34 protein-coding genes are annotated in these 22,030 nt (G+C 47.6%); 2 read left to right on the top strand and 32 right to left on the bottom strand.

Going from position 1 to position 22,030, the window contains the following annotated elements; genetic code table 11:
- Positions 1-16: 16 nt before the first annotated feature.
- The 31 genes from MDMS009_RS08570 to MDMS009_RS08425 all read right to left on the bottom strand — a co-directional run bounded on the left by MDMS009_RS08570 (position 17) and on the right by MDMS009_RS08425 (position 20,180).
- Complete coding sequence (locus MDMS009_RS08570; RefSeq protein WP_008290156.1) at positions 17-418, bottom strand: hypothetical protein; 402 nt, start codon at positions 416-418, stop codon at positions 17-19.
- Positions 418-1,512: a phage protease gene (locus tag MDMS009_RS08565; protein ID WP_008290138.1), complete on the bottom strand. Its 1,095-nt coding sequence runs from the start codon at positions 1,510-1,512 to the stop codon at positions 418-420. Before MDMS009_RS08565 ends, MDMS009_RS08570 begins: the two co-directional genes overlap by 1 nt.
- A gap of 173 nt (positions 1,513-1,685) precedes the next feature.
- The gene (locus tag MDMS009_RS08560; RefSeq protein ID WP_008290118.1) at positions 1,686-2,264 is read right to left on the bottom strand and encodes a hypothetical protein; all 579 of its coding nucleotides are present in this window, start codon (positions 2,262-2,264) and stop codon (positions 1,686-1,688) included.
- On the bottom strand, positions 2,264-2,716 hold the full coding sequence (locus MDMS009_RS08555; RefSeq protein WP_154646946.1) for a hypothetical protein: 453 nt from the start codon (positions 2,714-2,716) through the stop codon (positions 2,264-2,266). Before MDMS009_RS08555 ends, MDMS009_RS08560 begins: the two co-directional genes overlap by 1 nt.
- 230 nt (positions 2,717-2,946) lie before the next feature.
- Entirely contained in the window at positions 2,947-3,396 is a 450-nt protein-coding gene (locus MDMS009_RS08550; RefSeq protein ID WP_008290150.1) for a phage virion morphogenesis protein, read from the bottom strand.
- 96 nt (positions 3,397-3,492) lie between these two features.
- Positions 3,493-4,710, bottom strand: a complete 1,218-nt coding sequence (locus MDMS009_RS08545; protein ID WP_008290145.1) for a PBECR2 nuclease fold domain-containing protein — start codon at positions 4,708-4,710, stop codon at positions 3,493-3,495.
- Positions 4,711-5,007, bottom strand: a complete 297-nt coding sequence (locus MDMS009_RS08540; protein WP_008290712.1) for a Gp49 family protein — start codon at positions 5,005-5,007, stop codon at positions 4,711-4,713.
- Positions 5,000-6,565 carry a DUF935 domain-containing protein gene (locus tag MDMS009_RS08535; RefSeq protein ID WP_008290130.1) on the bottom strand — a complete coding sequence of 522 codons (1,566 nt, stop codon included), beginning with the start codon at positions 6,563-6,565 and terminating at the stop codon, positions 5,000-5,002. Before MDMS009_RS08535 ends, MDMS009_RS08540 begins: the two co-directional genes overlap by 8 nt.
- Before the next feature lie 2 nt (positions 6,566-6,567).
- The gene (locus MDMS009_RS08530; RefSeq protein WP_008290169.1) at positions 6,568-8,094 is read right to left on the bottom strand and encodes a terminase large subunit domain-containing protein; all 1,527 of its coding nucleotides are present in this window, start codon (positions 8,092-8,094) and stop codon (positions 6,568-6,570) included.
- A gap of 3 nt (positions 8,095-8,097) precedes the next feature.
- Entirely contained in the window at positions 8,098-8,646 is a 549-nt protein-coding gene (locus tag MDMS009_RS08525; RefSeq protein WP_008290117.1) for a DUF3486 family protein, read from the bottom strand.
- Positions 8,646-8,819: a hypothetical protein gene (locus tag MDMS009_RS16260; protein ID WP_008290347.1), complete on the bottom strand. Its 174-nt coding sequence runs from the start codon at positions 8,817-8,819 to the stop codon at positions 8,646-8,648. Before MDMS009_RS16260 ends, MDMS009_RS08525 begins: the two co-directional genes overlap by 1 nt.
- Positions 8,816-9,106, bottom strand: a complete 291-nt coding sequence (locus tag MDMS009_RS08520; RefSeq protein WP_008290323.1) for a VpaChn25_0724 family phage protein — start codon at positions 9,104-9,106, stop codon at positions 8,816-8,818. The genes MDMS009_RS16260 and MDMS009_RS08520 overlap by 4 nt, the downstream gene beginning before the upstream one ends.
- Positions 9,103-9,438, bottom strand: a complete 336-nt coding sequence (locus MDMS009_RS08515) for a DUF2730 family protein (RefSeq protein ID WP_008290353.1) — start codon at positions 9,436-9,438, stop codon at positions 9,103-9,105. The genes MDMS009_RS08520 and MDMS009_RS08515 overlap by 4 nt, the downstream gene beginning before the upstream one ends.
- Positions 9,439-9,666 (bottom strand): TraR/DksA family transcriptional regulator, encoded by a 228-nt coding sequence (locus MDMS009_RS08510; RefSeq protein ID WP_081443580.1) that lies wholly within the window; start codon positions 9,664-9,666, stop codon positions 9,439-9,441.
- A gap of 2 nt (positions 9,667-9,668) precedes the next feature.
- Positions 9,669-10,247 carry a 3TM-type holin gene (locus MDMS009_RS08505; RefSeq protein ID WP_008290135.1) on the bottom strand — a complete coding sequence of 193 codons (579 nt, stop codon included), beginning with the start codon at positions 10,245-10,247 and terminating at the stop codon, positions 9,669-9,671.
- Positions 10,234-10,779, bottom strand: a complete 546-nt coding sequence (locus MDMS009_RS08500) for a glycoside hydrolase family 108 protein (protein ID WP_008290134.1) — start codon at positions 10,777-10,779, stop codon at positions 10,234-10,236. The genes MDMS009_RS08505 and MDMS009_RS08500 overlap by 14 nt, the downstream gene beginning before the upstream one ends.
- Before the next feature lie 168 nt (positions 10,780-10,947).
- On the bottom strand, positions 10,948-11,268 hold the full coding sequence (locus tag MDMS009_RS08495; protein ID WP_043887798.1) for a hypothetical protein: 321 nt from the start codon (positions 11,266-11,268) through the stop codon (positions 10,948-10,950).
- 75 nt (positions 11,269-11,343) lie between these two features.
- Positions 11,344-12,252 (bottom strand): AAA family ATPase, encoded by a 909-nt coding sequence (locus tag MDMS009_RS08490; protein ID WP_008290124.1) that lies wholly within the window; start codon positions 12,250-12,252, stop codon positions 11,344-11,346.
- Positions 12,252-12,626, bottom strand: a complete 375-nt coding sequence (locus MDMS009_RS08485; RefSeq protein WP_008290342.1) for a hypothetical protein — start codon at positions 12,624-12,626, stop codon at positions 12,252-12,254. Before MDMS009_RS08485 ends, MDMS009_RS08490 begins: the two co-directional genes overlap by 1 nt.
- 16 nt (positions 12,627-12,642) lie before the next feature.
- Entirely contained in the window at positions 12,643-13,251 is a 609-nt protein-coding gene (locus MDMS009_RS08480) for a regulatory protein GemA (protein ID WP_008290338.1), read from the bottom strand.
- Complete coding sequence (locus MDMS009_RS08475; RefSeq protein WP_237700449.1) at positions 13,248-13,799, bottom strand: HD domain-containing protein; 552 nt, start codon at positions 13,797-13,799, stop codon at positions 13,248-13,250. Before MDMS009_RS08475 ends, MDMS009_RS08480 begins: the two co-directional genes overlap by 4 nt.
- A gap of 362 nt (positions 13,800-14,161) precedes the next feature.
- Positions 14,162-14,386 (bottom strand): hypothetical protein, encoded by a 225-nt coding sequence (locus MDMS009_RS08470; RefSeq protein WP_008290122.1) that lies wholly within the window; start codon positions 14,384-14,386, stop codon positions 14,162-14,164.
- A gap of 8 nt (positions 14,387-14,394) precedes the next feature.
- Positions 14,395-15,012 (bottom strand): DUF3164 family protein, encoded by a 618-nt coding sequence (locus tag MDMS009_RS08465; protein WP_008290166.1) that lies wholly within the window; start codon positions 15,010-15,012, stop codon positions 14,395-14,397.
- Between the two features lie 13 nt (positions 15,013-15,025).
- Positions 15,026-15,295, bottom strand: coding sequence for a hypothetical protein (locus tag MDMS009_RS08460; protein ID WP_008290127.1), 270 nt, complete (start codon positions 15,293-15,295; stop codon positions 15,026-15,028).
- Between the two features lie 2 nt (positions 15,296-15,297).
- Positions 15,298-15,630: a hypothetical protein gene (locus tag MDMS009_RS08455; protein ID WP_043887799.1), complete on the bottom strand. Its 333-nt coding sequence runs from the start codon at positions 15,628-15,630 to the stop codon at positions 15,298-15,300.
- Positions 15,627-15,806 carry a carbon storage regulator CsrA gene (gene csrA, locus MDMS009_RS08450; RefSeq protein ID WP_043887800.1) on the bottom strand — a complete coding sequence of 60 codons (180 nt, stop codon included), beginning with the start codon at positions 15,804-15,806 and terminating at the stop codon, positions 15,627-15,629. The genes MDMS009_RS08455 and csrA overlap by 4 nt, the downstream gene beginning before the upstream one ends.
- Positions 15,806-16,027: a hypothetical protein gene (locus MDMS009_RS08445; RefSeq protein ID WP_008290147.1), complete on the bottom strand. Its 222-nt coding sequence runs from the start codon at positions 16,025-16,027 to the stop codon at positions 15,806-15,808. Before MDMS009_RS08445 ends, csrA begins: the two co-directional genes overlap by 1 nt.
- Positions 16,027-16,638, bottom strand: coding sequence for a hypothetical protein (locus MDMS009_RS08440; protein WP_008290358.1), 612 nt, complete (start codon positions 16,636-16,638; stop codon positions 16,027-16,029). The genes MDMS009_RS08445 and MDMS009_RS08440 overlap by 1 nt, the downstream gene beginning before the upstream one ends.
- Entirely contained in the window at positions 16,635-17,399 is a 765-nt protein-coding gene (locus MDMS009_RS08435; RefSeq protein ID WP_008290142.1) for an AAA family ATPase, read from the bottom strand. The genes MDMS009_RS08440 and MDMS009_RS08435 overlap by 4 nt, the downstream gene beginning before the upstream one ends.
- A 50-nt stretch (positions 17,400-17,449) precedes the next feature.
- A complete protein-coding gene (locus MDMS009_RS08430; RefSeq protein ID WP_008290354.1) occupies positions 17,450-19,618 on the bottom strand; it encodes a transposase domain-containing protein in 2,169 nt (722 codons plus the stop codon).
- Positions 19,611-20,180: a hypothetical protein gene (locus MDMS009_RS08425; protein ID WP_008290339.1), complete on the bottom strand. Its 570-nt coding sequence runs from the start codon at positions 20,178-20,180 to the stop codon at positions 19,611-19,613. Before MDMS009_RS08425 ends, MDMS009_RS08430 begins: the two co-directional genes overlap by 8 nt.
- 15 nt (positions 20,181-20,195) lie before the next feature.
- Here MDMS009_RS08425 and MDMS009_RS08420 point away from each other — a divergent pair, with 15 nt between their 5' ends.
- Positions 20,196-20,648 (top strand): hypothetical protein, encoded by a 453-nt coding sequence (locus MDMS009_RS08420; RefSeq protein WP_008290335.1) that lies wholly within the window; start codon positions 20,196-20,198, stop codon positions 20,646-20,648.
- Here the strand turns inward: MDMS009_RS08420 and MDMS009_RS08415 are convergent, their stop codons facing one another.
- Positions 20,649-20,933, bottom strand: coding sequence for a hypothetical protein (locus MDMS009_RS08415; RefSeq protein ID WP_043887910.1), 285 nt, complete (start codon positions 20,931-20,933; stop codon positions 20,649-20,651).
- A 105-nt stretch (positions 20,934-21,038) separates the two neighbouring features.
- On the opposite strand from MDMS009_RS08415, the gene MDMS009_RS15835 reads away from it, so the two are divergent.
- Positions 21,039-21,857 (top strand): XRE family transcriptional regulator, encoded by an 819-nt coding sequence (locus tag MDMS009_RS15835; RefSeq protein ID WP_008290350.1) that lies wholly within the window; start codon positions 21,039-21,041, stop codon positions 21,855-21,857.
- The last annotated feature ends 173 nt before the right edge of the window (positions 21,858-22,030 follow it).

Genomic DNA, 22,030 nt, shown 5'->3' with positions numbered 1-22,030 from the left:
CTAAACCAGTGAAGTCTTAGTCGAATTTGACCCAGACGCCGTCAACATCAACGTCGACAATCTTGCCTGCAGCACTACGGGAGCCGGTGTCGTCAGTGTTAGCCACTGTCTGGTCATCGACGATGTAAGCGGTGGCTTCGATATCGGTGCGGTCAATCGAGCCATCGTTTGCAAACAAGAACGTGCCTTTGCGTACATCAATGGCTTTATCACCGGCAGAGCCAGCACCGTTATCAACGTGCTGGTCTGCACGGCCTACGGCTTTCAAACCGGTTGCCGTTGAACCAGCCTCAGCATTGCCAGATGAATCAAGCACAACAATAGAGCCAGCAAAGATGACACTTGATGCCGCCACTGGATGGTTGTGAACTTCACCTAACCGTTGCGGGGTATTACGGTCTTTGGTTAATGCGGCCATTACTTATCTCCTTTGAGTGATTTGGCGTATTCGGCTGGCTCGACACCCAATTGCGTACAAACCGCCAACTGCGCATCAGACAGAACGGGGTTGCCGTCGTCATCGACTTGCTGTGTGGTGGTTTGTTTACCTGTCAGGGCGGCAATGGGGGCGGCTGATTTAAGGTAGGACTTCAGCACATCAACCGGCTGGTCTTTAGCCCACAGCTCCATGGCGGGAGTGAGCTTGCCATCTGCTTTGGCTGCGGCAATCATGGCGTCCTTGTCATTGCCATCCAGGCGCGCTGTCAGAGCAGCAATTTCTTCGCCTTGCTCTTTAATAACAGCCATAGCGGTGTCGGGGGTAGCCGCAGTGGCAGCAGCAACAGCTTCATCAGCGCTATCGGCTTTTTTCTTTAGCTCACCGAGAGCATTGCTAACCGCTGTCAGCGCAGCAAGCCCTGAAGTGTCTTTCAGCTCCAATGTGGTTGCCATGTTGGTAACCTGCTTATTCATAGCAGTCAGAGCTGCAGTCACCGCTGATTCATCGGCATCAGCTGCAAGGCCAAATAATTGGCGTAACAGCTTTAAAGTCTCCTCGTTCATAGAAGCGTCCTCTTGTTTTGGTTGCGGGAGAAGGGAAGCCGCTGCCAATACATCATCCATTCCATCAATGGCTGGGTTATTGGTTAACGCGACATGAAGTAAATCCAAGACATGACCTGTTTTGGGGTCATAGGTGAAAACGGGTGAAATATATTTATATTCTTTGTTGGTGATGAAGCCGTTGGCTTTTGGTGTCCATTCAGGACTAGACAACATGAGACCTTTATCAGGCACCCAACTCAACGCGGCAGGCTTACCCCAACCGGCAGCGGGTGCAGGCTGACCATTTTTAGCAGCCAACAAAGTTTGGTGTTCGTAATCGAAAACGATGTCGTTCTTGCGTGATTGAACGCGATTAATAAGTGCAGCTGCAGAAACATCATCAAGATACCAAGGGCCACTCCCTGCCATCGCACCGCGAGGGGCATCGAACTTGCCAGCAGGAAATAACTGGACGGCACCATCAGTGCCGACCAGTAGTGAGCAGATTGCAAGCGCTACGTTATGCATAGCGACCTTGAGGGAATGATGTCATGGCGAGTCTCCTGTTCGTCGTTTATTTCAAGAACAGGTGCCACTCTACGAATGCGGGGCAAAAAAAATGCCCTGAAACAGTTCAGGGCATTAAATATTTGTTGTTATTGAAGATACCGTCTACGCATAAAAACGGCAACAATCAGAAGTTAAGATGCAACCGCTTGACCTATGCAATTAGCTTCAGCATCCAGCATTGTCCATTTACTACGTACACTTTTTGACGTGACAGCATTATCAATCTTGCGATTTTTTAGAATTAGGAGCAATGCCGTCATATATAGTACCGCCCTTAAAAAGAGTGAACCTCTGACAATGTGATAAAAGACAGTAAGGTGCATTTCTTTTTGGGCTTTTAATATCAGTTTCTTTTGATGCTCTGACTCTGTTTTTAAGAAAGCATCCTCCCAACGCTCTTGATAACGTTTTAACTGAGGACTATTTTTAATATCATTCCGGCCCAAAAATAACGTCAGGATAAAATGCATCGCACTTAACTGATGGGTGTATCTAATCACCCCATTCAAAGTCGTGCGTGTAATGCAATACAATTCATTATCAAAATCAATTTCTCCCGCTTCAGCGGCATTGAATAATTGATCACGTATATCAAAAAGGCGCTGACGAGTAGAGTCGTTCAAATAGCTTCTATACTCAACAAACCAGGCGTACCAAATCCCAATAAATAACGCGATCAGTAATATTGAATCATTCAATTGTGAATCCATCACACATCCTCCGGTCTTGTTTCGCCTCTTGGCGTTAAGTCACTAGATGTTCTCTTACTGTCCACTTCTTTTTCATACATCTCTTTATATGGTTGATAGCGTTCAACCACATTTTTTCTATGTCTTGACTGACCTCTACCATATAAAATCCCGAACACACCAAAGAGACCACCGAGCAAGCCAACTAGATAACTACTCTCTTCAGCTGACTTTTCATCCTTGTTAATTTCAGCGTGGATTTTCGCGTTAATGCCAATATCAGCTTTTGTTGTTTTACCAGCCCATGAAATTGCAACTGGCGATAAAAGATATAGCCCTAAAACCAATGCTGACCCAGCAATAAACCACCTTATAGTTTTTGACCACTCAGCAGCTCGCATTGTTGCGATACTTCCCCGAAGCGATGCATTTTCAACGAGTAAGTCTGTTCTTGATTGATATTTGTCTGCCATCAGGCACAAAAAAACCCGACACCAATCAAACCATCAGCATCAGGGTTACTCCCTATTAGTAGTTATCCATAATAAGGCATATTGTCACAGTTTTACATATCCAAGCAATAGCAACACTATTAAAGACCGCTTAACCCCGTTTAAATTCCCGCACAATCGTTTAATACTTTTATATTCCAATACTGACCGCACATCAACAGTTAAAACAGCTTAGAACGGCACACAGAGATTCAACGTAGTGCATCTTGAAAGTGTTCGTAAAGGGTATCAATTATCATTTGTTCATCGTCTTCTGACACACCCAAGTAGGGCCTGGCGGGAATACCTCGGTCTTCATCACCGAACTGATGGGTCGCGCCCTGGATAAGGTTGGTACCCATTTCCATACTCTGGCTGCTGGTGTTATAGGCTAGCGTGTCACGCATGAATCCTTCTAGCACCAGCACCTTGTCGGCGTTTTTCTTTTTACGTGCCTGATATTTCGGATCGAGTGGCTCCCATGGGTTACTTTCAGGATCGACTTGCTGATCCCATCGATCATGGGTGCTGTTAAGTAAACCTTCACCGATATCGATAAAGGCGGGTTCCAAGTCTTCACCGGCATCGACCAGGGCGCGTAGCCGGGCGGCGATGGCTTTATCCGGGAAGCTATAGTCGATACTGATTGATGCGCCTGCCATTATTCACCTATACTATGTTTATCGGTTGCGATGCTGGCGCGTACGCCCATAGCATCAAAAACCCGCCAACCTGGTGCGTCAGGAAAAGTGGCCCCATCATTCTTCATCCCCATACACCAGATACCCCTTACGCTGACTGTTCAGGTAATTACGGCGTGATGTCGGGATAAACGTCCAGCTTTCCAGTAACCCCTTTCTCACATTGGCCACCGCGACCAGGTACCGGCCTTTACCGATATCGTAGGCTTTGACAATGCGAGAGCGCAGCACCACTTTGCCAGTGCCGTTGTGTTGCTGGAACGATAACCAGACTTCATAAGGATTGGTCAGCAAGTCGTCCAGTAACGGCAGGAACTCAGCACGGGCGGGATCAATATGTTCTGATAATGCCTTGCTGTTGAGCAGAAACGGTAAGCCTCCGGGGGTGTAGAGTTTCTCTTCACCCACTTGTTTTTGCAGCTGCTCATATACTTCTGCTTTTTTATTTAAGCGTGATCCCAACTTCACCGGCGACTTGGTGAAAGGTATCTGTTGTTCTCTGCCAGCTTCAGCCCAGCCTTGTGGTGTGAGCGTTGTCCACTGAGTGCGTGTTTTTGTGTATTGCGCCATCACATCATCAGCCAGCTGCTCACCAAAAGCGGCTCTGCCTGGATTATAGGCGAAGCCCGGATCAACACCTTTGGGTACGCTTACGGTACGAGGCGACGGGCCTCGGACACCGACCACTTTATCTTCCAGTTCTACTGCAGGAGCGTTATCCGGGCCAGTTTTACCGAGCTTATCCATATCGCGTTTGCTGAGTGTTCTGACCCGACACTTGCAACCCCAGCCGTTCTGGGGGTAATGGGTCTGCCAGAATGGGTCGTCGGCATCAAGGATTAATCCGTCCCAGGCTACATGCTCTGGCCGTGGATGCTCGACAGCATCATTGTGTATGTACTGCCAGAATGGTCGAGTGTGTTTGACTTGCTGCATCTGGGCATATCGACCAGCGTTATGGCTTTGATACAGATTGGTCTCGTAGATAACCCGGCTGCGCCAGTTGCGACCACCGTTATAGCCCCAGCCGTGCTTGCTGACTATCTGATCAAAGTCTTTGCGAAAGTCCTTCAGGCTCATGCCTTCAGTAATCACTTTGTCCATTGATGAACGAAAATCGTTAAGCAGGTCTTCTTTCATCGCCCCGGCAATGACAAAGGCACGGGCATGCTGGCCCTCATAGATATCTGTCCAGGATGCCGTCGGCAGGTTCAGCTTGTCACGAAACGCATCAACCGCTTTATTGAAAGGCATGGAGCCGTAATTGATGTTCATTTAGCCAGCTTCATGCAATTTTTGCTTCAGCAGATAACCTTCCAGTTGCCAGATTTTATTTTTGGCATTCTCATAGGCTATCTTCTCACCTATTTCAGCGTCGAAGTTTTCTGGACTAGCGCAAGCTGATTCACCTGTTACAGTAAAGCCATTTTGTAAAGTTAAGCAGCAGACAGTTAATTGGCTTCCTTCAAATACGTGATACTGCTCTGACTTGATTACAGCCTGAAGCATATCTGGAGTTAACCTTGGAGCGTTAAGTTCTTTCTTTTGAATTTCATTTTCTATTTCAGTCATTTTCAGACACCTCATAACGCCCAGCCAGCTCAGCGGTGGCCAGCGCCATTTGAATCACGTCAGCAAGTTCTTCCGGGTCAAGAAAACCGAATGCTTCGACCAGGCGATCCTGAAAGTCTTCTAGCGTGCCACCGTTATCATCCACTTCCTCTAATAAGGATTTAATACGGTTATAAAGGTCGTCTAACGGTGACTGTGCTTGTGTTGCCAGTTGATTCACAACACCATCTAACTCTGTTTCATTATCACCGGCTTTGGCTGCAGCGGTAGCGGCGGCATTCGGGCGTGCAGCATCATTTTGTTCAGGGGTGTTAGTTGGAACCGGTTCATAGCCTTCACCATAGATCTCCGTCAGTTTTTCTTGGTTAAGCCGGTAGCCCATATCGAACAAAAGCTTATCGCGTTCGGCGCGTTCGTTAAGTTCTTCACCTTCCTCAGAGATGAACTTGATACGTGGGCCACGGCGTGGATCGGCACCGGGAATATTGAGTGCAACCATTGGCCAAAGTAGGTCACGGTTTAAGGTGCCAGCAATTTGCCGCACGTCACTGACCAGCAGATCATGACGCACTTCATTATGGATATCACCCAGGTTAGAACCCAGACCGGTATTTTGTGCCGTACTGGTTAAGGTGCCACCGAGAATCGCTTTAGACTGAACCGACTCGCACCAGTTGATCATAAACTGGTATGGGTCGCTGGCTCCCTTGGCGGCCTCTTTAAAATCGACATCCATACCATCGGGCATGATGCCTGCAGCACTGTGGCCGATACCAATGACGGCGCGAAGCAAGGTATTTTTTTCTTCATCACTGGCACCGCTGGGGTAAGTGCCGAGTCGCATTGGTATGCCATAGACTTCCAGAAACTCGGCCAGATCCCGAATGCTGTAGTTTTTAAACAGGTATGGCCATGCGAGGATACGATGCAAACCGCCACGGGCAATGCTGCCAGACTTGGCTTTATGAACATGCGTTACCCAGCCAAACGGCCACAATTCATCACCTCTGCCACCACTGTTACGCAGCAGAATCTTTTTGCGATCATTTTCATCGATGGTAAATAGGCGTGCTGATTGATGCTCTAGCGTTGGTAACAGCGTTTTACCCAGCTTATGCCAACCGAGTTCCAGCATCGAATAGCCTTTGCCAATCGCATCACCGATATCGAAAAGGTGATCTTCGAAGTCTTCCATGTCAAGCAGCCACTCTTTGACCTCTTCGGCAAGCGCTTCTTCTTTTTTATCGGCATTACGCGGTGCGACCACATCCCAATCGACACCCATCAACGCCCGTTTTCGCTTACTCATTTCCGCAAAGACATGGGCATCTTTTTCTTCCATATCTTCAAACAGGTCGGCCTGTTCGACCAGATTGCCTTGTTCAGCTGCTTGCAGAATGCTGGCTAACTTGCGTGGTGTTAAACCACCTGAAGGATGGTTCTCAAACTCTTTACTGATAAAGCCGAGCTTGGATGTTTGCTCTTCACTCAGTGCTTCTCGCACCTGTACTGGCTTACCAGCGGCATCTACGATTTGACTTGTTCTTACTTGTTCCATTGTTACCATCCACCGCCTTTTTGCATCAGGCTGCTGTAGTCGTTGTCGGGGTTGTCGCGTTCGGTTTTGCTGGGGGCTGCTGTCCACTCAATCGGTGAAGCCAAATCAAAGCTGGCAGCATGCGCCATGACCAAACTAATCGCTGCGTCACCGTGTCGGCTTTTGGCAGCATCGGTTTTACCATCGGGCAATTTCGGTACACCTTTAATCACTTGCAGCGCACCGATATCGTCTGCGACATCGGCATCACGCGGGATAAGAATGGTGTCGTCCTCAAACGCAGCTTTGAACTTGGGCATATTATCCAGGTACCAGCTTTGGCTAAGCATCACTTCTTCGACCACATTGACGCCATAGCGGTACTTGGCTTGCTCTGCCAGATACTGACCATTACCACGGGCATCCAGCTTGGCCGCACTGAATCGAGGCAAACGATCACAGATATAAAACAGCACCTGCTCTTGCTGCTTGAACGGCACGTTGTGCAGTTCAACCATAAATGGCACTACGCGCCTGAGCTGCTGACTGATGGTCATCGGTGTCAGCACGGTTAAGTCACCGGAGCGACCAAAATCTTCGCCTAAAACGTGGCGTAAATTGGGATTTAACTGGTCTAAAAGCGGCTTTAAATTAACCTCACACCAGGCCAGCATTTCTGCCTGGCGAAGATGCTCTGGCCACAGGTTGAACTCGGCGGTACCGGAATAGCGCAGCACCGGCACATCATGCATGCGGGACTCACGTAGGGCGCGGCTGATATAGGTGCCACCGCCTTGTTTGGGGACGCAGTCATATTCTTCTTCGGCATCTTCGGTACTGGCAGTATTTTTACGAAGCCCAGCTTTCCATTCGTCTTCGCCTTCTTGTGTCCATTGAATTTTCTGAATTTGGCAGATGCGTTTATAGAGACCCATTTCACACGCATCATCCAGTGTGATTCGATGAACGCTGTAATCTTTTTTTCCAGATCGACTGTCTTCGATGAGTTCATTGAACAGGTTTTCTACGCCATTATGCGTAGAGATGATTCGAATTTTGCTGCCCCACATCGTCAGAGCTAACGCAGCTTTTAAAAGCTCATCAAGTGCATCATGGAATGCCGCCTCATCAATGCAGACATTACCCTGACGACCACGCATATTGCTGGGTCGTGAGCTGAGTGCCTGAATCTTAAAGCCGCTGGCAAAGCGAATAGTGAAGGTGAGAATATCTTTGTCTTCATCTTCAAAGATTTCCTCTTCAATGGCTGAGGCAGCCTTATTGAATGACTTAGCCCACATCGAACAAGCATCAATAAACTCTACGGCCATCTCTTTATTAGAACCAACGTAGTAGCAGTTGGTACCGCCCGCAGCCTTTGACGATGAGGCGGCTAATACTTGATCGGCTGCTTCAGCCCAAGTTAAACCTGTACGTCGTGACTTTTCAGCAAGCTTAAGAATACTGTCATCTGCCATCCAGTTCTTTTGATATGGCAGCAGGACATCATTCGGATCGTAATCTTTGTATATGGCTAAAGCAGCGCCCATCGCTTAACCCAGCCCCAGTATTTCTGTCTTGATTGAATCAATTGCTTTTTGGCTCATGCCTTGGCTGACCATAGACTTTTCAGCTGTCGCTGCAGCTTCGTTAGCGGCTTCGGCTCTGATGGCTTTCTCTCGCTCTTCATTCATATTGGCCGCTGACTCCAGTCGCTGAACAGCGAGTGCCAATTGAGCCAGCATTTTTGGCTCTACAGGGGTATCACCTTCAGCCATATGCATTGCTGAATCAAACGCCATCGTGCGGATGATTTCATTGACTAACTTACCAACCTGGCCTTGCGGTGCAGCGCCCAGCTTGCCGATCCACATGCTGGCCAGTTCGCGTGATTGCTGTAGTTTGGCTCCGACATCTTTCATCTTGACGGCATATCGATTGACCGCAGACTTGCTGACGCGATCATCAGTGCCGAGCTGTTCAAGGATGGCATTGATTTGTGCTGTGGCATCCAGTTGTGAGACTCGCGGATCTCGCAACAGGGTTTGCAGCTGCTCCAGAATATCGGCTGGCAATTGCTCAATGGATGAGGCGCGAGCCATTATTCAGTCGTCTCTACGCTGATGGTGATGGGTGAATAAGAATGTGACATCCCAACACCAAAGAAATAACCAGCGGCAATGATGTAGCAAAAAATAACCACACTCTTTAACACTTCTTTGCCGAAGCTCTTTATATCTTGCTGTAACAGCCAGTTCTTTAATTTTCTAATCATGGTCGCGCTCTCCCAATACCATCAATTCGGCTCCGCCCCAGCGCAACATCGACGCCACGCTGAGTCACCTTGGCAATCAACAATTCACCAACCGTTGTAATCGCCAGCAGACCTTGCTCTTCCAGCCAGCGCAATTCGGTACGAACACGATCAGCAGACACATCATGACCAACACTGGCCAAAATCATTTGCAAGATGTTTTCGTTATGCGAGTAGCCAGGGTCTTGCTCCAATGCCTGCAATAAGGCAAGACGAATAGATTCTGTGAGTATTTGATTAAAGCTCACCGCTTATCTCCTCGTAACAGATAGTCATTGATTAGCGTTAGCTGGGTTGTCATGGCTTTCAAAGAGCCAGTCATTTCGCTGATGTTTTCACTCATTCCATTCATGCGATTGTAGATATTGCTAAGGTCGGTATGCGTTGGTGCACCATTCATTCGCTCTTCAACGATATCCATTCGGCTAACTACTTTAACTATCTGCTGGCTCACTTCTTTAATCTCTGTTTTATTCACGCGATGGCGATTGATTAGCCAGGTGTAAACCCAATTACCTGCAAACAAAAAAGCCAGAAACACATCAAACCAAAACCTGTATGCGGTGTAATCTAATTCCATTTATCGCTCCCGCTTAGCCTTAATGTTTTGACAGTCCACACAGCGCACCGCGTCTGGTCTTGCTTCCAGTCTTTTATTTGGAATCGGCTCACCACAATCCAAGCAATAGCGAATACCGTTTTCTTCATCAGGTTGTTCTGTTTCTCTGCTACTTCGAAGCACCGTCTGAATCGCGATATCCCTGTCTTTTTGTTCGCGCTCCTGGGCGCGGTCGAACACGTCCACCATGCTTATTTACTTTCCTTGTTACGGCTTAAAAGAGTAGATAGATTCTGAAATACGCCCGGAGGTGGCGTTTGTCCGGCTGACACTTGTTTATCATCAGAACGCTTTTTCACTGAGACACCCAGCACAGCAAGCGCGATTGCCCACATACCAGATAGGTTGACCATGGCATTGATAACAGCAGGAGCGTCATTCGGTGAAATAACGATCACAATGCCCAAAGCAGACATTTGTACAAACCATGTCACGGCAATGGTGTAACCGAAGAAAGGTCTCCAGCGACGGACGAATGAATCGCCAGAGGTGTACTCGGTTCGCATGGTGGCGTTGATGGTGGCCAACTGCTTGTTCTCGGCTTCTAGTTCGGCGAGAACGATAACGTTCATTTCTTTTTGCAGTTTTAGTTGAAGCTCTGGATCATGCTTTATTTTGGCTAAGGCTTCATCAGCGTTACCTGCGCCCGTTACTGCATTGGCTGCTTTAACAACCTTATCAGCGACGTTACCAGCCCTATCCCCCATTAAAAGCCGGGTTAGCCCCGGCACGAATTGCGCTAATCCTAAAGCAATGCTAATCGGCTCCATGAGTCACCTCTGTATTGATAAATTGCTGCAACACAAACAGACGGCGCATCCAGCCCATAATGAAGCGTTCTTGTGATGGGTTTTCAACGGCGAGGTCATGATAGAAGTCAGCCCGATAGGCAAGGCTGAGAGTGAGCTTGTTAGTAAGGTAGTCTTCGTTATTAGCGAAACGTCTGATAGCGCCAAGCGTTTCATCACCGATCACACCATCTACTTCCACGCGATAAGCGCATTGAAGGAATTTGATTGCTGTTTTGGGCCGGTGGTTTACTACCGAGTCAAACAAGAAACAACCAATGACTGGTGGCAAATCGCCACAGCCATAGGCTTGCCAGTAGTCACGGAAATAGAGTGCAATGGCATCATCTAATGTCAGCAGTCTGATATTAAGATGGGGGTATTGACGCTTGCTGATGCCGTAGTTGGTTTCGCCACCGGCATCGTTTGGATCATCCACATAGCCGCCTTCAATCTTCAAGACATGATTGACTGCTTTGAGGAAAAGTTCTGGGTAGGTTTTGTTTGTGTCCATGGGTTGCATGATGCTTTCTGGCACAAACAAAAACGCCCTGAATGAGTTCAGGGCGCTGGGGTGTTACTACAATTTAGTTAAGCAGGTTTTAGAAGTCTGGGCAATCTTGAGTTATTTTTTTCAGACTGGCTGGAAGTTATAACCAAGCTGGAAATTTACCTATAAGATTCATTGGACTTGGTCTTTCAGCTGACACCGTTGAACCCAACCGTTTGACATTGCATCCATATCTACTTTTTCAAAACTCTGCCCGGAACGGGCTGCAAATCTCTCAGCTGCCATTCGGTAGCTATTATTTACCCAGTTACTACGCGACTCATACTGCTCATCATTCAATGTACTGGGGCTGCCATAAATGCGATTCGCTGCCAAACTCACCATACCCTGAGCAGTGAAAGCATCACACCATGGCTGGAAGAGTGAGTCATCGGCTGCAAAAACTGATGAAGAAAGTAGTAGCGCATAGATACAAAAAGCGAGTTTTTTCATTTTTAAGTTCCTTTTATCAACAACCGATACAACCGCTACAACTTAGCAGATAGGTTGTTCGCGTTGTAGTGGTTGTTAAACCAAACTATAGGTGTAAGCACCTTTTATTTTCTCAGATTGCCAGTGAATACGGTCAAAGCGATCTAGTCTATCACGGGCGGTTTTATCATCTTTTTTGTGACCGCAGGCGTCCAGTAGCTTGGTTTTATTCAAACTACCTTGCTCCTTCAGCACGGTTTTTACCTTGTCGATAAACGCTCTTTCTTCATCGTTGAGTGTGACTTCGTCGAGATCCAGTTCGGTTAAAAACAGATCTGCCACTTCTATTCTTAGTGCGATATTGGCAATGGCAGCACGTTCTTTTTTAACTTCGAGCAGCCAGCGAATTTCACCTTCGGGCGAGTCCGCTTTGATAAGACGGTACATATTATCGACGCTGTTACGTAGGTTGTTTGATCCTTGATAGTTGCTGCCGTTCTTGGTGGAGTGATGCAACACAATAATGGTGGCACCGGCGTCACGTATCTTTTTCAGCTTGTTGCCGATCCGCATGGCTGTCAGGTCATTATTGATATCACCAAAGTCTCTGAGACTGTCCAGCATCAGCAGCATGTTTTTAAACGCGTTGCCATAGGCTCTGTTTTCAAGCTCATCCAGCAGTTCGAGTGGCTCACCATTGAACTTACTGCGGTGCGAGTAGGTTAGATTCGGGCAGGCTTCGATCAGTTTATGTTCGATGCCACGCTCTTTCAGCACACTGATGGGGTTATCGACATCGATGTACAGCACATTCATCGCGCCTTGCTCACTACCACTGTTGTGTTCAGTGGCATATTTTGCCAGCCCGAAAAGCAACCAGCTTTTACCCATGCCGCCATCGGCATAGATCATAGTGATTTGTTTTTTAGGCAAAAAATTAGGGTATAAAAACTCAACACTATCGTTGAAGTCATCAGTTGTGAGTGGATTGATAAAATCGAACATTAAAAGAGATCCTGTTGTTTGTCATTTTCAAGTTGACGCTGTTTAGCCTGGCGTTTGTAGACAGCGCGTTCAGTAATTTTTTGTGTCCGGGCGACTTCTGCTTTGGTAAAGCCTTGATCAAGCAGACGGCTTGTCTCTGCCAGATCCACTTGGTATAGCCTTGCTTGAAGCTTGGGGATGGCGATTTTCTCATTACGGAAGGTATGCACGAACTGTTTGTATTGATCTGGACTAAGCACTTGCTTTAGGTCACCTTGCCCCGGCACTCGAATAGTGACACCACCGAACTGTTTCACCAGACGCAACAGTCCATCAAGACCGATCACATCGGCTATCTCTCTGGCTACAGGTGGTAAATAATCAGGTAAATTCACTGGCTCGGTACCTTGCTTATGGCAGCGCTACTTGAGTGGCACGTTCAAACGCGACTTTGTCATTAAGGTGATCGACGATGGCATTGAGTAGCGGCACATTACGACGCCACTTGCTGGCATTCGCACGGCCTGCTACCAGCTTCTCGACATAGCTTTCGCTCAGGTTCATGGCATCCAGTAGGTACTCAACGGTTTGCAGCAGGCTGCGTTTTTTCTGTTCCTGATATAACGCGGCAATGATCGCTTCAAACTGCTGACGCTTGTGCACCCACTCCAGACGTTCAATACCAGGACGGCCTGTTGTTGCATGGCCTTTACCACCGGTGACGTGCCAGGCTATGGTTTCAGCGTATTCCCAACTGAGTTGCATATCGGTCAGTAAGGCTTCAATTTTTGCCATATACGGGCTGCGATTGAATGGCTTTCTGCCTGCGCGTTTAGGTGGTTTAATCGCTTTGGCATCACGTAGCAAATTGACTAAATGTTTCAATTCTTTGTCCGTCATCTTGCTGCACGAACGTTCACCGGTATGGTCTCCTTGCCATGTGCGACGAGCTTCTTCGTCCTTAAACAAGCGGCTAGCGCCGATATGAACAAGCTGGATTAGCTTTTGTCTTGAACTCATAGCTGCCCCACGATTTGTAGATAACGGCCAACAAACATTAAAAACGCTGTGCTGGGAGACACTGGTTCAATGGCTTTTTTTAATGGCTCAATATCTTTAATTAACGGCCATTCATCATCGTGTGGTGCCATCAAGTCACGCTGCTCTGTGGCTAACAAGACCAAGTCTGCGTGCTTCACTTCTGCAGGCATCTCAGCGTCTAACCCAAAACGGCCTAACACGGCTTTTTCAACACGCTTCTCTATTTCACGATAATCGGGCAAGAGGTTTTTCAGTGGTCTGGCCACATCACCAACAAACGCCTCTGCGGCATCATGCAGCAGTCCGTGCAAAGCCATTTCAGGCGGTACAATTTCAGACACATAAACCGAATGTTGGGCTACGCTGTAGAACTTATTAGTGTGGCCAGCGAAGCGGCAAATGTTTGATAGGCCATGAGCGGCAACGTAAATGTCGAACTCAGACTCTTCAGGACACATAAAGTTAAAGTATTCACCACTGATAGTGAGTATGTCTGGTCGCATCTCGCTTGCTTCTTTCATGTTCATTATTTGGATTCCTCTAACGATCCCCAGCTCCATGCAATGGAGTTATGGCCACAATGTTTACAGCGGAGGATATGAATGTTTTCCGGTGTAACCTCTTTTGCTGTTTTGTACTTGTGACCAGATATATACCGACCACGACTAAGCGACCGCCAGATGCAACGTGCAAAACAGATTGGGTTCCTTAATTCATCCATATCATCTCCCGGATTTTTCACTGCCTTAACCCCAACGAAGGGGCTAAGTAATCCGTCTCGTGGATCAGTCGGCGTTGCCCGGCGGGGAGAAAGGTTATAAAACCCACCGTCTCAGCTGCAGTCTGTTAGTTTTTTGCTGGCACCACCTGTCTGCTGACGCGCCGTTGGTTAAGCGGATTTAGGCTGAATATCGATGACGCGATACTTCAACTGTCGTTGAACCCCATCACGGGGACTGGTGACGGTTGGTCGCTCACCAACTTTTATGTCTGATACAAACGTGCCACTCCAGATACCAGCCTGAAATGGTCTTGAATCAACAACGACGCCATCTTCATCGATGTCCCACTCCAGAAAGTCCTGGCCCCTGTCTTCGAATACAATCATTTCCATAGAAGACCTCACAGAGCAGCCATATCGAGAGCCAGATTCTGAAACTTGCTCTCGGTGGTCGGGCGGTAATAGAAACGCACATAGGCGCTGGAGCCAGTGATTTGCATCGAATCTTTCAGCGCCTCCATGGCTTGCTTCCATTTGTGATCGTCAATCTCCAGCCGCAGCAGTCCGAGGATTCGGGCAGCACTAAGCTGGCCTTCAGTGTTGGTTTTGAAGGCGTGATCGACCAGGGCTTTGATATTGTCGTTGCTGCCTTCTGACCATTCTTGAATGCATTCATCAATCAGGGATTTAGCTGCTTCAGCACGCTCATCGAAGTGCAACAGCTCGGCCATTTGAATGCGAATCTGGCGTTTACCGTCATAGCTGGTGAGGCTGATATTGCCTTTTTTGCCACCGAGCTTGGCATCGTATTTTTCTGCAACAAGCTCGACGAAGGCATAAACGTCATTCATCGCCTGAGCTTTGAAGGCGACCATCTGCTCTCGCAGCAACTCGGCCTTACCAAACAGTTCTTCGATAAGATCATCACGATCCAGATCGATTTGTTTGATTTTGCTAATGGGTACAAGGTGACCTTGTGCGTTCACCTTGTGTTGCTCTGTATTGATAGCTGTATTCATGGGTTACTCCTGTTTAAGCCACAACTTTCCACTGCACCTGGCAGCCGCTGACTTCTGTGGCGTAGGTTTCGAGACGACGTAGGCCGGTTTTAATGCGGGTTTTTGTGCCGCCCTTAAGTCCACCTGGACTGTCGTTGTAGCCGACGATGGTGATGGTCGGCTTTCTGGCTTCACCGATGTTGATATCGGTAATGGTGAGGCCACGTCGTGCTAGTTCTGCTAAGCAGTGGCGAACGTCTTCTACTTTTTTGCTGATGATGTCGTTACCCAAATTCTTGTTCATGATTAGGCTCCAATTTTGCTGTGTTCACAGCCGCCACGGCAGGCTCTATAAAGTTGAATGCGTGTCGGGTTTGTTGCTGCATACGGGCGGCTTTGGTATTCAATGCATTGGTCGCTGGGGATAGCACCAACCACCGGGCATTGCACACTGCCGGACATAAACTTGCCTTCAATGAGTGCTTGCAGTCGGTCAGTTCTGCCGGGGTATTTACTCTTGATGACCTGGTTAATCACGGTTGGTGAAGGAAAGCCATCATTCTGTCTGAGAACAGCGGCCACCTTGGCTTGTGATGTTTTCTCACATTCGGTTTTGAGTACTTGTTTCCAGTCGCTCATTTGTTGTCATCCTTTTCTTTCTGAATGCGGTTATAAATTTCTTCACGATGAACAGAGACATCTTTTGGGGCTTCAACCCCGATCCGGACTTGATTACCTTTGGTACCAAGCACATTCACGACAACGTCATCACCGATAATCAGGGCTTCGCCCACACGTCTTGTTAAAATCAGCATTACTCACCTTCCTTTAATGAAATGGGTAACTTGCCAAGCAGTGACAAACTAATCTTCACGCCTAAATGAACGCCTTTGAGCACCTCCGGATCGGTTATTTCAATCTCTTCACCGATTTTGATAGAGGCACCTTTTTGATCCACTATCAGCTGCAATTCATCAACTCGTTTCTGGTGCCATGCCATTAATTGTTGAATTACGTCTACTGTCGCTTCATCCATTACTCACCATCCTTTGGCCATACGACCTTGTTTAAATTGGGATCAAAGACTTGTTTAATGCGTTGAATCATCGGCGGCTTTGGACCGGTATTCATCGCGGGTAATAGTTTGTATCGCGCCAGACCACCACCATGGTTGGCTGGGATTATCTCTTTGAGATAATTCGCCTTAGCCAGAAAGGTGATGTAATCCTTGGCAGTGTTCGGTTCGATAGGTGTTTCTTCCGTAGAGGCTGATGCCACCAAATCACGCCAACTGAAATCACTCAGAATTCGCATGGTTCGCCACATCTGTTCACGGCTCTCGCCACCAGTGACGTGGTCACCTTTGCGGTTGACGCGAGGTGCATTCACACCGACATCACGAGTCAGCCTCCAGACAATGGCACCGCCCATGCGCTTGGTGGTGCGTTCCAGATAGCCAGCACCTTCCAGCCCTATCACGTAGGTTCTGGCTGTTCGGCGATTCACTTCATTCAGCTGTTTGTGATCACTGGTGTGTGCTTCCAGGTCAAGTAAAGAAAACACTTTCAATTCACGTATGGCTTGCCAGCAGGCATCTCTACCTGACAGCTTGCCGTTTGCTCTTGTGATATGAACAGGCTGTGTCATTTAACCTTCCTCCTGGGTGCGTCGCCGGTATAGAGGGGACGGTTACCCCAGAGTTTGACGTCGATTTGGTCGGTACCAGCTGAGTAGGCGGCTTGCTGAACTTGGTTGAGATTGACGCAGATTCGACGGGCGACGCCCATGCTTTCACGCTGGATGCGTTCGAGCAGGTCATCAGCAATGGTGATGTCCGGGCAGTAAAGTTGGGACAGTTGTCGTGTGTCTTCCAGATCGGCAGGTTGAGCGCCTTGCCAAGCCAGCATTCGATTGTGGAACCGTTCCCACTTGAGCAGCTTGGTCGGGAGCTTCTCTTCACCGATCAGCAGGATGGCAGCGTTTGATCCTTCATAAATGTCACGCACTACTTCGACGGCTTTCTTTTCGACGATGTGATCCATCTCATCGATGATGAGCGGCAGACCACTCAGCGCCAGCTGCTGACTGATTTGCTCGACCATGTCATAGTTGGTCTTATCTGGCTGGATGCCCATTTCTTTGAGAATGGAAAGGAGCAGCGCTTTTTTTGTCCAGGTGCTTTTGCATTCAACGTAGTAAGCGCGGTATTTATTCGCTGCATAAGCTGCAGCAAACGATTTACCCCAGCCACTCGGGCCAAAGAAAGTGACCATACCTGGTAGATGTGCTGGGCGATTCATCGCTTGTTCCAGCAATCGTGTACAGAGCATGACGTTTTTCAGTGGTGCCGTGGTGACAGAGGCTTCGACTCTGTCTCCCAAGTTGACCACGTTTTGATTTGTTGTCATTATTTACCTCATCACGTTTTACTTACCCGCCTGCCAGCGGGTTTGTTTTTTTATGCCTCGACAGTTTCGTCGAAGCTCTCAAAGTCAGCGCTGAACTCGCTCATAAAGCGGAACTCATCGCCTTTCTGGTACATCGCCCAGAATTTCTGATCAGCTGCTGAGAGTTGACTCCCTTCTCGCAACCGACGGTCTAAATTGACCCAACGCTTGTAGCGCGCTCTGGGGTCATCATTTCTTATGATTTGTGCTGCAGGCTCTTGTGGCTGTTGGAACTCGGCTTGGAATGTAGCCAGATCCTGTTTTTGTTCGTCAGTTAGTTGTGGCTGCGGTATGTGTCGGCCTAGTTCTGGCGCTGGGCGAAGTGGTCTGACCACTTTCGGGTTGGCGACTTCAGGCTGTGGCTGCAAAGGCAGGCGACTTGCCACTTCCATTGCATCCATCGCGACTTCGGCTTTCGCTGCCAGCTTGGTGGCCTTGATAAAGCGAGTGCGATGCTTGTTGAAGCTTCGAGCCGCTTCAGTATCACCAAACCCAGTAGCTTCAATACATTGCGCCTCACCGATATAGCGATTATCTAAGGTGTAGGCATAGACGATTTCATGCAGCGCTTGAGGGTCAAAACGAACGGTAATCTTCTGGCCTGCAAAGTCGAGCAACGCTGGCGCGTGGTAGCGGTTTTTGCCTTGTCCTGTGGCTGATCCGGCATCAAGATTAAATGATCCATCTTTCTGCACTTTGATGGCTTCAGCCATCAGCAGCCACATGCGACGTTGTTCTTGGTTAGCTGTTTTGATAACGGCGGTTTGATAGCTTTCGGTGAAAGCTTGATCAAAACTTTTTGTGCCGTTGCAGATTTCAGTGCGTCGAGCCGGTTTGGCATTCCAAGCAATGATTTCTTGTTCCAGTACTGCTAGGAACGTTTCAATGGGTACCGCTTTTTTGGCGTAGTTTTCTGGCTTGGCCATTGGGTTTGGGCCGGTATAGGCACCTTCAAACTTAGGATGCTTGTCCAGATATTCACCAAGACCACCAACACCAAAGGCACGTTCGACAGGTTTAGCCTGACCGTGTCCTTTGCCGCCAATCACTGATGTCCAGTGCACTTTGATACCGAGCGTAGGGAATAGGCCGAGTGGATCATCTTCTTTTACGGTGAAGCGATAGCGGTTTTTAACGCCACCGGTCATCCATTTATTGGCTGCAGCGCGGGTGTTATCAATAGTGACGTGTTCGGGTATGCCGAACTGATCCACAACATCGCCAAAACTGGCTCGGATTGAGTCGGTGTTTTCTGATTCATCGACGCGGTAAGCCAGTATTTTGCGGCTGTAGACGTCCTGCCAGAACCACGTTTTCATGCGCGTTACATCGCCATTTGGCAATAGAACAAACACGTTGTGTTGGTAGCCATCACCATTGATCCACTCAAGCGCATGTAGCTCTTGGACTGTTCGCTGTTGGGCAGGAAACAGTTTGATCAAACCGGCTTCACCTTCACGTAGATAAACGCGGGTTGCCAGCGGTATGGCTTTGATGCGACGTTCCAGTGTTTTTTTGCTGGGGATTTTCCAGCCTTGTTCGGCTGCAGTACGTTGTAGTCGGTAGTAACAGGCTTCGAACTCTGGCTGCTCCAGGCGAAGGTAATCGGCTTTGTAAAATTCCCAAGCCTCAGTATCCATATCTGCTGTGACCGTTCGGCCAACAAAGCCGGGTACCAGCGCGGCTAACCAGTCTTGACGAGCATAGAATTTCACCCCTTTCTTGCTCTTGGTACCGTGATACCAGCCTTGCATGGTGCGTTCACTAATGTCGTTTTGATCAGCCACCAGTAAGAAGGCATTCTTAAGTGTGGCGCCACCGTTTTCTGTCAGAGCCATGACCTGCAAAAGCAGGTTGAGTTTGTTCTGAGCTGCGTCCTTTTGTTTTTGTGGCTTGTTGTCATAGTGCTGCCATAATGCTTGAGGATCGTAGCTAAATTCAGTGCTTTCCGAGCTGCTCTTAACTGGGGTCGGCAGGTGTTGTTTTATCAACGCGGCCTGAGTTTCTACTGGCAGGCTGGAAAGGTGGTATTCATTTGCTGATCCACCTCTTACTTTTACTTGCCTTGTATTCCAGCCTTGTTTTGAGGCCTGCTGATTAACGCCACGCTTGTACTTTGGAAGACCTGGTTTGTTTGCTAATTCAGTTGCTGTGAACCATTCCCTGTTTTGTTCAGTCATCTTCACCGCCCTCAAAATCTAGACCTGGCTGACTCTGAGAGATAACATTTTCTCTGTGGTATGCCACGCCAGCTAACAGTCGAGTGAGCGCTGAAGTAAGGATATCTACCGACTCACCCTCACGATAAAACTTGATTAGCAAACTCATTGCATCTGCAGAAAGCTGCTGTAGTTCGGCTAAACCTAGTTCATCCACTTTTTTCCCTGTGGGGATTTGAATCATCAGCTTGTTACTTCGGTAACCCAGATATTGGGTGACATAATCCATCTCACAGATATGCTCATATGCCGGGATAAAACTGACTGGCATATCACCAGTAGAGAGCCATTTGTATAAGCGGTCTTCACTGACAGCCATCAGTTCAGCGATAGCTGGAACAGTTAGCCTTTTGAACTGTCTGGCGTACTCTTTATTAAGCCGCAGCGCGTCTTTTATATTGTTCGGCTGGATGCGTTTCCAAGCCACCTTACTTTTTGGAATTCTCATCACAACACCACTTCCAAATTTATTGATTGTTGCGGCAGTACTGCACGGGATAGGCTGGTTCTGCGTTTTAACCAAACAGGAGATAACAAAGTGAAAACAACCAGACCAGCACCCGTCAGTGCCGCGTATTTACACGGGCAGAATGATGGATTCATCATCATTTCATCGACCATGCTTTTATCCGAGCTATCAGCTTTTTTAAAAGCATTGAAAGTTGACAAATCGGACATACGTGAACCGGACAATTCAGAGGAACTTCCACAACTCGCTGAGACTGTTGCTTGGCAAGTTGTTGAAAACGTATTGCCGCCTTCATCCGCGACGCTTTGTAAGCAGATTGGCGATCTGGATCACCAAACCCAGGAGAAACTGGCATTCCGTCTTTATCAACTAAAAAGTTTGATTGCGACGTTGAAGCGCACTCATCCAGCCGATACTTACCTTGTGCCGCCGAACTGGAATCGCCGTTGGTTTGAACTGCTTTGTGGGCGCGTGCTTTTTGCGGATGTAAGTGCTCTTGATGCGGATAGTTATCAACCATGATTAGGCGCTCTCAGCAAGACCGGCTTCTGCCAGACGCGCTTTTGCTTGATCAATTTTGGCTTGGCGATCAGTTTTTACATCAGACTGATAGCGGGGAATATCCGGAAAAACTGCTGCAATATCTTTCTCGATTAGCACGGATATTGATCGTGCAACTCTTAAACTTTCCGCTCGTCTTGCACAAACATTCATTACATGCTGATGAGTGCAACCAATTACTTCACCAGCGACTAACCAAGAAAGACCTTTGGCTTTCAATGCTTGATGTATTTGCTTGTAGTTCATTGTTACAATCCGTAATTAAATATATAAGCGTTTACATAAATGCAAACAAAACATAACACCTGCAAAAATTATGTACACATAAAATAACATTGTCAAGGGCTTGTAATGGAATCATTAGTTTACATTGGCGGCAGAATACTAGAGGAGCGTAAGCGTCTACGCTTAACCCAGCAGGATGTTGCTGACTTTGTTGGAATCACAAGGCAGTCACAAGCCAAATATGAAAAAGGTGAACGTAGCCCTGATGCTATTTATTTAGAAAAAATATTAGGGCTTGGGTTTAATTCGTATTACGTGCTGACGGGGAACGAAACCTTTCCAACTCGATCCCACTTAGATGTTGATGATAATTCATCATCAACACATAGAAATTCAAACGAATCAGAAACTTATGAAAAGCGGGATCGAAAATCTAAAGTGGGGCAAGTCGATCCCACTTCCAACGAAGAAGTGGGATCGAGCATCAAAGACTATTCAGCAGGAACTGGTAGCATTATGGAAACATTCGCCCACATCCCACTGTTTGATGTAAAAGCATCAGCTGGCAACGGTTATGTCATTCACGAGGAAGAGGAAACTGATGCACTTATATTCAAAAAAGAATGGATATATAACGAGCTACACAGCAGCCCAGCTAATTTATATCTGATTTATGTAGAAGGTGAGAGCATGGAGCCTGCATTGCGTCCAGGCGACGTTATACTCGTTGATCACACTGACAACGTTGCTAAACGTGACGGCATCTATGTAATCAGAATGGGTGAGTCATTACTAGTTAAACGGCTACAGCGCCTACCAAGTCAGCGGTTAAAGGTTACCAGTGATAATCCAGCTTATGAGCCTTTTGAGATATCACTGGATTTTGATTTGCAGAACGAGCTTTCGATTATTGGGCGAGTTGTTTGGAGTGGTCGTCGTCACTAATGAGCTTGATCGCAATTCATGTGTCTAAATGTTTACTATATTTAAAATGATCGCGATCCATAATTAATTATTAAATAAGCTTTAAATGTTACTCAAACCCTCATTATTAAAAGCTTCTTCCCATTTAAAACCATTAAATCCCGTTATATCCCGTCTTACTTAATCCATCTGTC

Origin of the sequence: Methylophaga thiooxydans DMS010, from assembly GCF_000156355.1 — a bacterium.
Lineage (GTDB): Bacteria > Pseudomonadota > Gammaproteobacteria > Nitrosococcales > Methylophagaceae > Methylophaga > Methylophaga thiooxydans.
The sequence above is the reverse complement of the archived record's forward strand: the minus strand, read 5'-3'. Positions and strand labels throughout refer to the sequence as shown.

Excerpts from the sequence above, each read along its gene's own strand:
- MDMS009_RS08570 (WP_008290156.1), bottom strand. The coding sequence starts at position 418 with ATGGCCGCATTAACCAAAGACCGTAATACCCCGCAACGGTTAGGTGAA.
- MDMS009_RS08565 (WP_008290138.1), bottom strand. The coding sequence starts at position 1,512 with ATGCATAACGTAGCGCTTGCAATCTGCTCACTACTGGTCGGCACTGAT.
- MDMS009_RS08560 (WP_008290118.1), bottom strand. The coding sequence starts at position 2,264 with ATGGATTCACAATTGAATGATTCAATATTACTGATCGCGTTATTTATT.
- MDMS009_RS08555 (WP_154646946.1), bottom strand. The coding sequence starts at position 2,716 with ATGGCAGACAAATATCAATCAAGAACAGACTTACTCGTTGAAAATGCA.
- MDMS009_RS08550 (WP_008290150.1), bottom strand. The coding sequence starts at position 3,396 with ATGGCAGGCGCATCAATCAGTATCGACTATAGCTTCCCGGATAAAGCC.
- MDMS009_RS08545 (WP_008290145.1), bottom strand. The coding sequence starts at position 4,710 with ATGAACATCAATTACGGCTCCATGCCTTTCAATAAAGCGGTTGATGCG.
- MDMS009_RS08540 (WP_008290712.1), bottom strand. The coding sequence starts at position 5,007 with ATGACTGAAATAGAAAATGAAATTCAAAAGAAAGAACTTAACGCTCCA.
- MDMS009_RS08535 (WP_008290130.1), bottom strand. The coding sequence starts at position 6,565 with ATGGAACAAGTAAGAACAAGTCAAATCGTAGATGCCGCTGGTAAGCCA.
- MDMS009_RS08530 (WP_008290169.1), bottom strand. The coding sequence starts at position 8,094 with ATGGGCGCTGCTTTAGCCATATACAAAGATTACGATCCGAATGATGTC.
- MDMS009_RS08525 (WP_008290117.1), bottom strand. The coding sequence starts at position 8,646 with ATGGCTCGCGCCTCATCCATTGAGCAATTGCCAGCCGATATTCTGGAG.
- MDMS009_RS16260 (WP_008290347.1), bottom strand. The coding sequence starts at position 8,819 with ATGATTAGAAAATTAAAGAACTGGCTGTTACAGCAAGATATAAAGAGC.
- MDMS009_RS08515 (WP_008290353.1), bottom strand. The coding sequence starts at position 9,438 with ATGGAATTAGATTACACCGCATACAGGTTTTGGTTTGATGTGTTTCTG.
- MDMS009_RS08510 (WP_081443580.1), bottom strand. The coding sequence starts at position 9,666 with ATGGTGGACGTGTTCGACCGCGCCCAGGAGCGCGAACAAAAAGACAGG.
- MDMS009_RS08505 (WP_008290135.1), bottom strand. The coding sequence starts at position 10,247 with ATGGAGCCGATTAGCATTGCTTTAGGATTAGCGCAATTCGTGCCGGGG.
- MDMS009_RS08500 (WP_008290134.1), bottom strand. The coding sequence starts at position 10,779 with ATGGACACAAACAAAACCTACCCAGAACTTTTCCTCAAAGCAGTCAAT.
- MDMS009_RS08495 (WP_043887798.1), bottom strand. The coding sequence starts at position 11,268 with ATGAAAAAACTCGCTTTTTGTATCTATGCGCTACTACTTTCTTCATCA.
- MDMS009_RS08490 (WP_008290124.1), bottom strand. The coding sequence starts at position 12,252 with ATGTTCGATTTTATCAATCCACTCACAACTGATGACTTCAACGATAGT.
- MDMS009_RS08480 (WP_008290338.1), bottom strand. The coding sequence starts at position 13,251 with ATGAGTTCAAGACAAAAGCTAATCCAGCTTGTTCATATCGGCGCTAGC.
- MDMS009_RS08475 (WP_237700449.1), bottom strand. The coding sequence starts at position 13,799 with ATGAACATGAAAGAAGCAAGCGAGATGCGACCAGACATACTCACTATC.
- MDMS009_RS08470 (WP_008290122.1), bottom strand. The coding sequence starts at position 14,386 with ATGGAAATGATTGTATTCGAAGACAGGGGCCAGGACTTTCTGGAGTGG.
- MDMS009_RS08465 (WP_008290166.1), bottom strand. The coding sequence starts at position 15,012 with ATGAATACAGCTATCAATACAGAGCAACACAAGGTGAACGCACAAGGT.
- MDMS009_RS08460 (WP_008290127.1), bottom strand. The coding sequence starts at position 15,295 with ATGAACAAGAATTTGGGTAACGACATCATCAGCAAAAAAGTAGAAGAC.
- MDMS009_RS08455 (WP_043887799.1), bottom strand. The coding sequence starts at position 15,630 with ATGAGCGACTGGAAACAAGTACTCAAAACCGAATGTGAGAAAACATCA.
- csrA (WP_043887800.1), bottom strand. The coding sequence starts at position 15,806 with ATGCTGATTTTAACAAGACGTGTGGGCGAAGCCCTGATTATCGGTGAT.
- MDMS009_RS08445 (WP_008290147.1), bottom strand. The coding sequence starts at position 16,027 with ATGGATGAAGCGACAGTAGACGTAATTCAACAATTAATGGCATGGCAC.
- MDMS009_RS08440 (WP_008290358.1), bottom strand. The coding sequence starts at position 16,638 with ATGACACAGCCTGTTCATATCACAAGAGCAAACGGCAAGCTGTCAGGT.
- MDMS009_RS08435 (WP_008290142.1), bottom strand. The coding sequence starts at position 17,399 with ATGACAACAAATCAAAACGTGGTCAACTTGGGAGACAGAGTCGAAGCC.
- MDMS009_RS08430 (WP_008290354.1), bottom strand. The coding sequence starts at position 19,618 with ATGACTGAACAAAACAGGGAATGGTTCACAGCAACTGAATTAGCAAAC.
- MDMS009_RS08415 (WP_043887910.1), bottom strand. The coding sequence starts at position 20,933 with ATGAACTACAAGCAAATACATCAAGCATTGAAAGCCAAAGGTCTTTCT.
- MDMS009_RS15835 (WP_008290350.1), top strand. The coding sequence starts at position 21,039 with ATGGAATCATTAGTTTACATTGGCGGCAGAATACTAGAGGAGCGTAAG.